The sequence below is a fragment of the Bosea sp. BIWAKO-01 genome, from assembly GCF_001748145.1.
GTDB lineage: Bacteria > Pseudomonadota > Alphaproteobacteria > Rhizobiales > Beijerinckiaceae > Allobosea.
Genome location: NZ_BCQA01000001.1, coordinates 2445552 through 2457236, shown reverse-complemented (window position 1 = coordinate 2457236; position 11685 = coordinate 2445552). Strand labels below are relative to the sequence as shown.

Genomic DNA, 11685 nt, shown 5'->3' with positions numbered 1-11685 from the left:
TCGTCCTGCCTTCTACCGTCGTCCTGCCCCGTTCCCGGAGCGTCTCATGCCGTCATTGCGTCTTAAGTAAGATGGCCGGGCTGGCCCGGCCATCTCATCGCGTGGGCGTTCAGCCCTTCAACACGTCGACCAAGGTCTTTCCGAGGCGAGCCGGCGAAGGCGAGACCCGGATACCGGCCGCTTCCATCGCGGCGATCTTGTCTTCCGCGCCGCCCTTGCCGCCGGAGATAATCGCGCCGGCATGGCCCATGCGGCGGCCGGGAGGAGCCGTGCGGCCGGCGATGAAGCCGACCATCGGCTTCTTGCGGCCGCGCTTGGCCTCGTCCTTGATGAACTGCGCGGCGTCCTCTTCCGCCGAACCGCCGATCTCGCCGATCATGACGATCGACTCGGTCTTGGGGTCGGCCAGGAACATCTCGAGCATGTCGATGAACTCGGTGCCCTTGACCGGGTCGCCGCCGATGCCGACGGCAGTGGTCTGACCGAGCCCCTCGCGGGTGGTCTGGAACACGGCCTCATAGGTCAGCGTGCCGGAGCGCGAGACGATGCCGACCGAGCCGGGCTTGAAGATATTGGCCGGCATGATGCCGATCTTGCTCTGGCCGGCGGTGACGACGCCCGGGCAATTCGGCCCGATCAGGCGCGACTTCGAGCCGGAGAGCGAACGCTTGACCCTCACCATGTCGAGCACCGGGATGCCTTCTGTGATGCAGATGATCAGCGGGATCTCGGCGTCGATCGCCTCGCAGATCGCATCGGCCGCGCCCGGAGGCGGCACATAGACGACGGAGGCATCGGCCCCGGTCGCGTCACGCGCCTCGGCGACGGTGTCGAAGACCGGCAGGCCGAGATGCAGCGCACCGCCCTTACCGGGCGAGGTGCCGCCGACCATCTGCGTGCCATAGGCGATCGCCTGCTCGGAGTGGAAGGTGCCGTTCTTGCCGGTGAAGCCCTGGCAGATGACCTTGGTGTTCTTGTCGATCAGGATGGACATTGTTTTTCCTCAAGCCTTCTTGACCGCCGCGACGATCTTCTGCGCGGCATCGTCGAGGTCGTCCGCAGGGATGACATTGAGGCCGGAGCTCCGGATGATCTCCTTGCCTTCCTCGACATTCGTGCCCTCGAGGCGCACCACCAGCGGAACCTGGAGGCCGACAGCCTTCACCGCGGCGATGACGCCGCGCGCGATGACGTCGCACTTCATGATCCCGCCGAAGATGTTGACCAGGATGCCCTTCACCTGCGGATCGGCGGTGATGATCTTGAAGGCCGCGGTGACCTTCTCTTCCGAGGCGCCGCCGCCGACATCGAGGAAGTTCGCCGGCTCCTCGCCGTAGAGCTTGATGATGTCGAGCGTCGCCATGGCGAGGCCTGCGCCGTTGACCATGCAGCCGATCGTGCCGTCGAGCGCGATATAGGCGAGGTCATACTTGGACGCCTCGATCTCCTTGGCGTCCTCTTCCGTCTCGTCGCGCAGCGTCATCACCTCGGGGTGACGGTAGAGCGAGTTGGAATCGAAAGAGACCTTGGCGTCGAGGCACTTGAGCTGGCCCTGCGTCGTCACGATCAGCGGGTTGATCTCGAGCATCGCCATGTCCTTGCCGACGAAGGCGGCATAGATCTGGGCGATGACCTTCTCGGCCTGCTTGGCGAGGTCGCCAGTGAGACCCAGCGTCTTGGCAACGGTGCGGCCGTGATGCGGCATGATGCCGGTCGCGGGATCGACCGAGAAGGTCAGGATCTTCTCGGGCGTGTCATGGGCGACGGCCTCGATGTCCATGCCGCCTTCGGTCGAAACCACGAAGGCAACGCGCGAGGTCTCGCGGTCGACCAGGGCCGAAAGGTAGAATTCCTTCTCGATGTCCGAGCCGTCCTCGATATAGAGGCGGTTGACCTGCTTGCCGGCGGGGCCGGTCTGGGCCGTCACCAGCGTGTTGCCCAGCATTTCCTTGGCATGGGACTCGACCTCTTCGATCGACTTGGCGAGACGCACGCCACCCTTCGCGTCGGCCGGCAGTTCCTTGAACTTGCCCTTGCCGCGGCCACCCGCATGGATCTGGCTCTTCACGACATAGAGCGGGCCCGGAAGCTTCTTGGCGGCCTCGACGGCTTCCGCCACCGTAAGGGCCGGGAAGCCGGCGGAGACGGGCGCGCCGTACTCCTTGAGGACCGCCTTGCCTTGATATTCGTGGATGTTCATGTGCTCGAATTCCTTGCGTGCGCTGGCGAGGGCGTATGGAAGGGCGCGCAGCAGAAAGACTGCCGCACGCCCCTCGCTCTATCTCACGCCAATGACGAATCGATGGACTTGCAGGCGTCGATCAGGCCCTGCACCGAAGCCACCGACTTCGAGAGCATTTCCTGCTCCGCCTTGTTGAGACGGATCTTCACGACCTTCTCGACGCCCTTGGCGCCGATGACCACGGGAACGCCGACGAACATGTCGCGCACGCCGTACTGGCCCTTCAGCGCGGCAGCCGCCGGCAGGACGCGCTTCTGGTCCTTGAGGTAGCTCTCGGCCATCGCGATGGCCGAGGCCGCCGGAGCGTAGAAGGCCGAACCGGTCTTGAGCAGGTTGACGATCTCGCCGCCGCCCTTGCGGGTGCGCTCGACGATGGCGTCCAGACGCTCCTGCGTCGTCCACTTCATCTTGACGAGATCGGGCAGCGGAATGCCGGCGACGCCGGAGTAGCGCACCAGCGGGACCATGTCGTCGCCATGGCCGCCGAGCACGAAGGCCGAGACGTCCTTGACCGAAACCTGGAACTCTTCAGCCAGGAAATGGCGGAAACGGGCCGAGTCGAGCACGCCCGCCATGCCGCAGATCATGTTGGGCTTCAGGCCCGAGAACTTCTGCAGGGCCCAGACCATCGCGTCGAGCGGGTTGGTGATGCAGATCACGAAGGCCTTCGGCGCATATTGCTTGATGCCCTCGCCGACCGACTTCATCACCTTGAGGTTGATGCCGATCAGGTCGTCGCGGCTCATGCCGGGCTTGCGCGGCACGCCGGCGGTGACGATGACGACATCGGCGCCCTTGATGTCCTCATAGGACTGGGTGCCCTTGTAGCCGGCGTCGAAGCCGTCGACCGGGGATGACTCGGCAATGTCGAGGCCTTTGCCCTGCGGGATGCCTTCGGCGATGTCGAACAGCACGACGTCGCCGAGTTCCTTGAGCCCGGCGAGATGGGCGAGCGTGCCGCCGATCTGGCCGGCGCCGATGAGGGCGATCTTCTTGCGGGCCATAGCCTAGTCCTTGTGCTTGCGCTGCGAGATGCCGGAGCCCCGGCGAAACCGTGGGTTTCTTTGGCCCAAACAGGCCTTTTGCTGCAAGTCGTCTTGTGGCGATCACGGTCGGGCTGGAGCGCACGCGCCCTAGAAAACAGCCTTCACCTTTCTCGCCGTCAAATCAATGTCTTGCGCAATGCACGCCTCGCGCGCGGCAGGAATAAGGCGGCTAAACCACCGATTACAAATTACAAAAAATGTAATTTGTCGCCAGATTCTTCAGACGATGCCCGTCGCCAGCACGCGCAGGATGACCCTGATCAGCGTCGCCAGCCGAAGGTCTACCGAAGCCTGCGGCACATCCGCATCGAGCGCCAGCGCAGCAGGGTGAATGAAGCGATGCGTGGCATCGATGACGAAGGCGATCGCCCTGTCGCGATCGCGCGGCTCGAAGGCGCCCGAGCCGATGCCCTCGTCGATGACCCGCTCGAACAGCGCCCTCACCCGGGTGCGGTTGCGACGGCTGATCGCATGACGCCCGGCGACAGCCTGCGACAACGCGGTGAACAGATGCCGGTCCTCCAGCAGCAGATCGCGATTGGCCTTGGCCAGAGCCAGGATCAGCCGCTCCAGCTTGTCATGGGCGGGGTCCGGTCCGTCGGCGATGTCGGCGAGGCTGCGCTCCGTCGCCTTGAGCCAGACATCGACCACGGCGTCGACGAGAGCGGCCCGCGACGGGAAGTAGCGATAGACATTGGCATGCGTCATGCCGGCTTCTTCGGCGACCGCCACGACGGTGAAGCGCTTCAGCCCGTGCAGGCGCAGATGCTCGCTGGCGACGGTGAGGATGCGGGTTTCGCTCGGCTCGCGCGTCGGCATGCGGCGACGCTTCTCAAGTCTCGACCAGGCCGGTCGTGTCGCCGCTGGCGGCGGAATCGGCACGACCATGCGGCAAGGCCAGGTAGTCGCCGGAGCGCATCTCGATCAGCCGCGAAACCGTGCGGTCGAACTCGAACGCCTCGCGACCGCTCGTGGCGATGTAGAGTTCGTGCGGCTCGGCCTGCGCCGACGCGATCAGCTTCACATGGAGCTCATAGAGCGTGTCGATCAGGATGATGAAGCGCTTCGCCTCGTTGCGCTGCGTCTCGTCCATCACCGGAATGTCTTCGATCATCAGCGTATGGAAGCGCTCTGCCAGCTCGAGATAATCCGAGGCACCATAGGCCTTGGCGCAGAGATCCCTGAAACCGGCGCGCGCGACGCCACCGGCGGCTTCCGGCACGCGCAGCTCATGCCCCTTGACCGATAGGACGAGCGGCTGCCCATGAGCGACCCCGCTCAGCGTCAGAAACGCCTTGTCGAGCGCGGCCCTGGCCGTTGCATCGGCAGGCACATGATAGGTCGGTGCGCCGCCAAGCTTCTCCAGCCGGAAATCGGTGCGGGCATCGAGCCGCAGCACATCGACCTTCTCGGTCAGCAATGCGATGAAGGGCAGGAACAGCGCTCGGTTGAGCCCGCCCTCGTAGAGACGCGACGGCTCGACATTCGAGGTTGCGACCACCACCACGCCTGCCGCGAAGAGCGCCGTGAACAAGCGCCCCAGGATCATCGCATCGGCGATATCGGTGACGGTGAATTCGTCGAAGCAGAGCAGCGTCGCCTCTTCGGCGAGCTCGGCTGCGATGGGACCGATCGGGTCGGGCTCCTTGACCTCGCCCGCCTTCAGGCGCTGGCGGTAGGCGTGGATGCGGGCATGGACATCGGCGAGGAAGGAATGGAAATGCACGCGCCTGCGGGCCGTAACCGGCGCCGAGTCGTAGAACATGTCCATCAGCATGGTCTTGCCGCGGCCGACCGAACCCCAGATGTAGAGGCCCTTGATGCCATTGGCCGATGCCTGCCGCTTGCCGAACAGCCAGCCGAGCGCACTGCTCTTTCTGGCCAGTTGGCGTGAGGCGAGCGTCTCCGACAGCGCCTCGAGCCGCTTCACCACGGCAAATTGCGCCGCATCGCGCTCGATGACGCCGGCTTCGACCATGGCGACATAGCGTTCGGAGATGGTGGCGGGCATGGCCTGCGGGCGGGACAGCATCGGCTGCCCGGGTTAAGCCAGGCTCGGCGCGACCGCAAGCCTGCTGGCTGATGCACACTTAGGCATGGGCCGCAGATCGGGGCAGATTGAGCGAAATATCCGCCCTCTCGCCCAAATTTGCCACAGCTTCGCCTCTTGCATTCCCAGATTGGGGGAGCATCTTCCGACCCGAGCTCTAGGGACGAACGCCTCCTGGACGGTAGCGCGACATGGCGCTGTGACAGGAGAAGACAATTGGCTCGTTCGACAAAGGCCGGCGCAACGTCCGGCCAGGGTGAAATTCGCCGGCTCTGGCCTGCGGAACGCACCCTCTTCATCGATCATCTGCTGCGCTTGGACGTGCTTACGCGTCGCGAGCGCTTTGGCACGGCCGTCAACGACGATTTTCTCGTCAATTACGCTGAGACCACCTTCGGCGTCGGCGGGCTGGTCTATGCCTATATCGAGGACGGAAAGGTCCGCGGCGCGGCCGAACTGCGCGGACTGGAAGACATCATCACCCAGACGGGCGAAGCCGCGTTCAGCGTCGAGAAGGCCTGGCGCCGGCAAGGCATCGGCGAAGCGCTGTTCACGCGGCTGATCACGGCCTCGCGCAATCGCGGCATTCGTACGCTCTACATGACCTGCCTGCCCGAGAACGGCGCCATGCGCCGGCTTGCCCGCAAGTTCGAGGCGGAGTTGATTGGCGGCTACAACGATGTCGAGGGGACGATCGCCACCGGCGGGCCGACGCCCTTCACCGTCCTCGACGAAGCCTTCGACAACGCGAAGGGCTTTGCCACTCTGGCGCTGTCCCTGCAGCGCCGGTTCTGGCGCCCGGCCTTCTTCGCGAGATCGTCGTCGCGCCCGTGAGGCGCGACGAGCAGGCCCGCCTCAGCGGTTGAGCGAGAGGGCGGCGCCCGATTTGGTGACGGCGCCGTTCATGCTGCCGCTGTCGCCGGCACGCAACCGCGCGACCACCGTGCCGCCGGGCTGGTAGAGATAGACCTCGCCGTCGCGATAGTCCCAGGCATTGACCTTCTGCAGGTCGCGATTGGCGCAGCCCGCTGCATTGGCGCGGTAGAGATCGAGGGCCGGCGTGCTCGACAGCTGGATCCGGCAAGAGCTACCCGTCGCCTCGCGCGCGGTCCAGCTCCCGATGACGCTGTCACGCGAAGATCCCGCGCTGCGGGCTGGGGCCGAGCTCTGGCCGAGCGTCGCGACCTGGCTGTTGCCGCCTCTGAGTTGCGGAATCTCGGTTGCCCCGGCGACAGGCGGCGCGCTCTGCGGCTGCGGCCGTCCTGCATTGGGATCGAAGAACGGATCCTGCGGCGGCGGCAGGGTTCCGGGCGACGAAGGCGCGGAGGCGACCGGATATCCGCCCGGCGGCGGTAAGGGCTGCGACGTCACGGGAGCAGAGCTGATCGGCGGAGCCGATTGCAGCTGAGGCTGGCCATAGCCCGGCCCACCGGAGAAACCTGGTCCCGCCCCGGTGAAGCGCTGCGATCCCGCACAAGCCGTGAGCGCAAGGAAGGGCAGCAGGCAGGCGGCCTTGAAGAAGCGATGTCGTGTCGCGGTCACGGTCGTCATGCGGTGCCTATTCCCGTCTCGTTGGCTCAGCTGATTCGCAAGCCTAGGCCTGCGCAATGAACGTGGCATGAGCACCTCAATCCCCCAAATACCGGAACTGATCAACTCCGCCACGGGTCATTTGGTTCTTGGGCGCCCGGCGCGGCATAGTCCGGCAGCTTTGGAGAACCAGCATGAAGCCGCTCAACCCGCCCTCGATCCGCCCGCCCTTCGCCCGTTACAGCCATGGAGCCGAACTGCCCGCCGGGCAGCGCCTCGTCTTCTGCTCCGGGCAGCTCGGCATCACGGCCGATGGCAGCATTCCCGAAGATGCGCGGGCTCAGGCTGATCTCTGCTTCGCCAACATCGCGAAGATCCTCGGCGAAGCCGGCATGACACTCGCCGACATCGTGAGGATCAATGCCTATGTCACCGACCGGGCGTATATGAAGCCCTATATGGAATCGCGTGACGCTCATGTCGTTACGCCGCCTCCGGCCTCCACCCTGATGATCGTCTCCGGCTTCACGCTGCCCGAGTTCAAGGTCGAGATCGAGGTCGTGGCCGCAGCAGCCTGATCCGAGCGATCAGGCCTCGGCACGCCACGGATAGCTCCAGGTCTCCGTCAGCGTTTTGTCGCCGCTCTTCAGGAAGGCACGCATCTCTGCGAGTTGCCCGGGCTCGACGATGATGTCGATGAAGGCGCGGAAACCTTCGGTCTTCGGGTTGGGCACGATAAAGGCACGGTTGATCCGCCCGTAGGCGATCGAAGGCACGATCTCGACCTTCTCCGGCTGCTTCAGGTGATAGGCGAGATCGCCGCCGGCGAAATCGACGATGAAGCGGCGCGCGCCATCGGTGACGGGCTCGCCCGAGCCGAGCGCCTTCGGCTTCGCCTGGTAGGTGTTGATCACGCGGCCGCCGGGGTGGAGGTCGCTGGAGTCGAGCAGCGCGGTCAGCTTGTAGCCGAAGCGGAACTCGCGGCCGGCCTCAAGCGCGGCCTTGGGCGCCCAGAGCGCGACGATATTGTCATTGGTCTCGTCCCCGGTCGGCAGCTCGATCAGCTCGACCACGCCCTCGCCCCAGTCGCCCTGGGGTTCGATCCAATAGGACGGCCTGAGCTCGTAGCTGAGATCGAGATCCTGATAGTGCTCGAAGACCCGGTCGCGCTGCATCAGCCCGAAGCCGCGCACATTGCTTTCGACGAAGGAGGAAACCGCCTGCTGCCGCGGATTGCGCAGGGGCCGCCAGATCCATTCGCCCGTGCGCGAGTGCACCATCAGGCCGTCGGAATCATGCAGCTCGGTCCGGAAATCGTCATGGAAGCGCCGGTCGTTCTCGCCGGTGAAGAACATCGAGGTCAGCGGCGCGAGGCCGAGCTTCTCGATCGTCTTGCGCGGGAACAGTGCGACGCTGATATCGACCACGCTGTCGACATCCGGATAGATATGGAACTGGTAGGCGCCCGATACCGAGGCTGAATCGAGAAGCGCATAAACCGTGACGCGCTCGGCGCCCGCAGTTGGCGCCTCCACCCAGAACTCGCGGAAGACGGGGAACTCTTCGCCGCCAGGCACGCCGGCACCGATGGCAAGGCCGCGCGCCGAAAGCCCGTAACGCTGCTCGCGGCCGAGCACCCGGAAATAGCTGGCGCCGATGAAGGAGATCAACTCGTCGAAGACGCGCGGATCGTTGAGCGGGTAGTGCAGGCGGAAGCCGGCGAAGCCGAGATTGACCGGCAGCGGCTTCTCGAACTTGATCCGGCCATAGTCGAACAGGTTCGACGAATAAGGCACCGGTGTCGGTACGCCGTCGCGCACGATGTTTACGGTCACCGGGCGCGTGAACAGGAAGCCGGGGTGGAACATCTGCATCCGGAAACCCGACCCGGTCTGCGCCAGCAGCGCCCGCTCGGGGCGGAAGCGGATATCACGCCACGCGTCGAAATCGAGACGCGACAGCGGTTCCGGCAGGTTCGGACCTGGCTCATAGGGCGCAGCCGCGATCTCGCGCGCTCGGCGCACCACGTCCTCGAAGCCGAAGCGCGGCTGCGGTGGGGTCGGGGCCGGAGCGGGCTGCGTCTCTGGCTGCTGCGCGAGCAGCGCGGCGGGCGCCACGGAAAAGCTCAAGGCGGCGGAAAGGCCGGCCAGGATCTGGCGGCGATTGGATACGGTCATGATTCGAGGAGGCCCCGTCGCGTTTGCGCCCGAAGGCGCATCTCGCCAACGACTTAGGCGATGAAATGGGGCCGGTCTAGGGCGCAGCGGCGGCGCATCTCCGGCACGCGCGATGTTGACAGCCGATCGCCCTGTTTTCTACGTTTGGCCCCGGGCCGGATGCAGCCCGCCGCTCGCGCCCTCCCAGGCACGGTGAATGCATCCCGCTTACGTCCCGATCCCGATCGATCCGGTGGACGCTTCCAGCAATGCGAGCCCTGGCCGCTTCGTCCGCCATCGAGAAGGATTGTGACCATGCGCACCTATCGCGATGCGAAACTGATGGCCAAGGCCCTGCGCGAGGCCGTGGCTCCGCAGACACCGCTTTCACACGCCCAGGCCCTCGAAATCGTCGCCCGGCAGTTCGGCTATGACGACTGGAACATCCTTGCCGCGAAAATCGGCGAGGCAGAAGCCAGCCCGGCCGCCGGCGCCGACCAGACAGGCGTGATCCTGAATATGGGCATCCCGATCCTGCGGATCTTCGACCTGGAGAAGGCCAAGGAGTTCTATCTCGGCTTCCTCGGCTTCAGCATGGATTGGGACCACCGCTACGGACCTGAATTCCCGATTTATATGCAGATTTCACGCTCGGGCCTGCAGCTTCACCTCTCCGAGCATCATGGCGACGCCAGCCCAGGGTCGACCGTCTTCGTCTGGATGCAGGGCGTCGACGCCTACCGCGCCGAACTGATCGGCAAGCGCTATCCCTTCTCGAAACCGGGTATCCAGGAAAATGGCCCGGGCGGTCGCACGCTCGAGGTGCCGGACCCATTTGGGAACCGCATCCGCTTTTGCCAGAAACGGGCCTAGAATTGAGCTCGATCGGCCTCGATACCGGCGGTTGCGCGCCCGTCGACCAACCCGGCGCGCTTCTGCCTCGTCCGTTCGGCGAAAAATCCGAACCCCGAGGTCAAAAAGAACTTGTAGAGGGGGGCCGCAGTTCGTATATGCGGCTTACCCAATTCGCACGTGCCTGTGGCCGCGTGCTGGTCGGTGGGCATTCGGACAAGAGGCCGGACAGCCGCCAGGGATGGGAAACGGATGGAGGGGGATGGATATCCCCTCAAATCACGCTCCCGGCTCTCGCAAGAGAGCCGCTCCCGAACAGCGACCAGCAGCCGGAGGCGAAACCGGCAAACCCCGAATCTCCACGGGGGACGCAGCTTAAAGCAACGACGGAGCGGGCTTTTTTGGTCTCGTTGGCTTTCCACAGGTCAACACCGAAGAGGCTTGTCCTTCATTGCCGGCCGTGCGGGGGTTCCCCAATCGACGGTGTTTCGGGTCCGGACGTTTCGTCCGCTGATCTCGGCGTCTCCATCGCGCCGTGACCTGCGAACGACTCACCCGGCGATACGTCGTATCGGCGCCGCTTGCGCCGTAGGGGAGTCGCGCCGATGACCGAGCGCATCCGTGAATTTCTGCGTAACCGCCGTGAAGACGGTCCCTGCGTCGTCATCGATCTCGATGTCGTGCGCGAGAATTATCGTGCCTTCTCGCGGGCCCTTCCCGACACGCGCGTCTTCTACGCTGTGAAGGCGAACCCGGCGCCGGAAGTGCTTGCCCTGCTGGCCAAGCTTGGCTCCTGCTTCGATTGCGCCTCGGTCGTCGAGATCGAGCTCGCTCTCGCGGCCGGCGCTACCGCTGACCGCATTTCCTATGGCAACACGATCAAGAAGGAGCGCGACGTCGCGCGCGCCATGGAGCTCGGCGTGCGCCTGTTCGCCGTCGACTGCGTGGCCGAGGTCGACAAGATCGCTCGTTCCGCCGCCCTCACTGCGGTCAAGGACGCGCGCATTTTCTGCCGCATCCTCTGCGACGGCGCCGGCGCCGACTGGCCGCTCTCGCGCAAGTTCGGCTGCGTGCCCGAAATGGCCGCGGACGTGCTTGAGCATGGCCATCGTCTTGGCCTGGGCGCCTATGGCATCTCGTTCCATGTCGGCTCGCAGCAGGCGAATGTGAACGCCTGGGATTCCGCCCTGGCCTCGGCTTCGGCAGTGTTCAAGGAATGCGCCACCCGTGGCATGTCGCTGTCGATGGTCAATCTCGGCGGTGGCTTCCCGGCGCGTTACCTGCGTCCGATCCCGGGCGTTCCGGCCTATGGCGATGCGATCTTCCGGGCGCTGTCGAAGCATTTCGGCAACCAGCTTCCGGAGACGATCATCGAGCCGGGCCGCGGCATGGTCGGCGAAGCCGGCATGATCGAGGCCGAGGTCGTGCTTGTCTCGAAGAAGAGCGAGGACGATCAGGTTCGCTGGGTCTATCTCGACATCGGCAAGTTCAGCGGTCTCGCCGAGACCATGGACGAGGCGATCCGCTATCCGATCCGCACCCCGCGCGACGGTGACGCGACCGTGCCGAGCGTTCTGGCCGGCCCGACCTGCGACTCGGTCGACGTCATGTACGAGAAGACCCCGTACATGCTGCCGTTCAGCTTGGAGATCGGCGATCGCGTGCTGATCGAAGGCACCGGTGCTTATACGACGACCTATTCGGCCGTCGCCTTCAACGGCTTCCCGCCGCTGAAGCAATACGTCATCTGACGTTCTGGCTCCGGCTCCAGCCGGAGCCGCCCCCCAAATCATTCTGTTTGGCCGCGTT

General features: G+C 65.1%; 11 protein-coding genes. 4 read left to right on the top strand and 7 right to left on the bottom strand.

Features of this window, described 5'->3' with window-relative positions:
* Positions 1–109: 109 nt before the first annotated feature.
* The 5 genes from sucD to zapE form a co-directional block, all read right to left on the bottom strand.
* Positions 110–994 (bottom strand): succinate--CoA ligase subunit alpha, encoded by an 885-nt coding sequence (gene sucD, locus BIWAKO_RS11335; protein WP_069878765.1) that lies wholly within the window; start codon positions 992–994, stop codon positions 110–112.
* A gap of 9 nt (positions 995–1003) precedes the next feature.
* Positions 1004–2200: an ADP-forming succinate--CoA ligase subunit beta gene (gene sucC, locus BIWAKO_RS11330; protein WP_069878764.1), complete on the bottom strand. Its 1197-nt coding sequence runs from the start codon at positions 2198–2200 to the stop codon at positions 1004–1006.
* Positions 2201–2283: 83 nt separating this feature from the next.
* Complete coding sequence (gene mdh / locus BIWAKO_RS11325) at positions 2284–3246, bottom strand: malate dehydrogenase (protein WP_043241858.1); 963 nt, start codon at positions 3244–3246, stop codon at positions 2284–2286.
* 261 nt (positions 3247–3507) lie between these two features.
* Entirely contained in the window at positions 3508–4107 is a 600-nt protein-coding gene (locus BIWAKO_RS11320) for a TetR/AcrR family transcriptional regulator (RefSeq protein ID WP_043242010.1), read from the bottom strand.
* Positions 4108–4120: 13 nt separating this feature from the next.
* The gene (gene zapE, locus BIWAKO_RS11315; protein ID WP_069878763.1) at positions 4121–5320 is read right to left on the bottom strand and encodes a cell division protein ZapE; all 1200 of its coding nucleotides are present in this window, start codon (positions 5318–5320) and stop codon (positions 4121–4123) included.
* 234 nt (positions 5321–5554) lie between these two features.
* On the opposite strand from zapE, the gene BIWAKO_RS11310 reads away from it, so the two are divergent.
* The gene (locus BIWAKO_RS11310; protein WP_176733301.1) at positions 5555–6172 is read left to right on the top strand and encodes a GNAT family N-acetyltransferase; all 618 of its coding nucleotides are present in this window, start codon (positions 5555–5557) and stop codon (positions 6170–6172) included.
* Positions 6173–6193: 21 nt separating this feature from the next.
* Here BIWAKO_RS11310 and BIWAKO_RS11305 read toward each other — a convergent pair whose 3' ends face one another.
* Complete coding sequence (locus BIWAKO_RS11305) at positions 6194–6889, bottom strand: AprI/Inh family metalloprotease inhibitor (RefSeq protein WP_069878762.1); 696 nt, start codon at positions 6887–6889, stop codon at positions 6194–6196.
* A 173-nt stretch (positions 6890–7062) separates the two neighbouring features.
* Here BIWAKO_RS11305 and BIWAKO_RS11300 point away from each other — a divergent pair, with 173 nt between their 5' ends.
* Positions 7063–7446, top strand: coding sequence for a RidA family protein (locus BIWAKO_RS11300; protein ID WP_069878761.1), 384 nt, complete (start codon positions 7063–7065; stop codon positions 7444–7446).
* A 9-nt stretch (positions 7447–7455) separates the two neighbouring features.
* Here BIWAKO_RS11300 and BIWAKO_RS11295 read toward each other — a convergent pair whose 3' ends face one another.
* Positions 7456–9045 carry an OpgD/OpgG family glucan biosynthesis protein gene (locus tag BIWAKO_RS11295; RefSeq protein ID WP_069878760.1) on the bottom strand — a complete coding sequence of 530 codons (1590 nt, stop codon included), beginning with the start codon at positions 9043–9045 and terminating at the stop codon, positions 7456–7458.
* A 294-nt stretch (positions 9046–9339) separates the two neighbouring features.
* Between BIWAKO_RS11295 and BIWAKO_RS11290 the strand changes: the two genes are divergently transcribed.
* Positions 9340–9897, top strand: a complete 558-nt coding sequence (locus BIWAKO_RS11290) for a glyoxalase superfamily protein (protein ID WP_069878759.1) — start codon at positions 9340–9342, stop codon at positions 9895–9897.
* A gap of 584 nt (positions 9898–10481) precedes the next feature.
* Entirely contained in the window at positions 10482–11627 is a 1146-nt protein-coding gene (locus BIWAKO_RS11280) for a type III PLP-dependent enzyme (protein WP_069878757.1), read from the top strand.
* Positions 11628–11685 lie beyond the last annotated feature (58 nt).